This is a genomic window from Shewanella sp. 4t3-1-2LB (assembly GCF_017368415.1).
Lineage (GTDB): Bacteria > Pseudomonadota > Gammaproteobacteria > Enterobacterales > Shewanellaceae > Shewanella > Shewanella fodinae.
The window spans coordinates 1-277 of the sequence record NZ_JAFNJD010000165.1; the positions used below are offsets into that span (position 1 = coordinate 1).

At 42.6% G+C, this 277-nt stretch carries 1 pseudogene; it reads right to left on the reverse strand.

The features are described 5' to 3' along the window. Positions 1 to 206, reverse strand: a pseudogene (locus tag J3L11_RS19130) (type I-F CRISPR-associated protein Csy3); the annotation flags it as partial. Positions 207 to 277: the final 71 nt, after the last annotated feature.

Genomic DNA, 277 nt, shown 5'->3' on the forward strand with positions numbered 1-277 from the left:
GGATTCGCATAAGCTAGGTCTTGCGGTGCCAGATTCTTTGGTGTTGAATCAGCGTTATACCCTTCGGTAATACCTACTTTTTGCCCTCTAATACGCGCAACACTAGCCTGTAATGGCACAAAGTCACAGTCAGGAGTCTTGTAGTAAAAGACTGCCTTCCCTGGATATAAAGAGCGGTCGTATTTGAGTATTTCACATAATTCCATATCAAGCCCTTCCCATTAACATTGAATCTTCCTCAACATCTAACTGCCAAAAAGCACGTTGGTAGAAATTG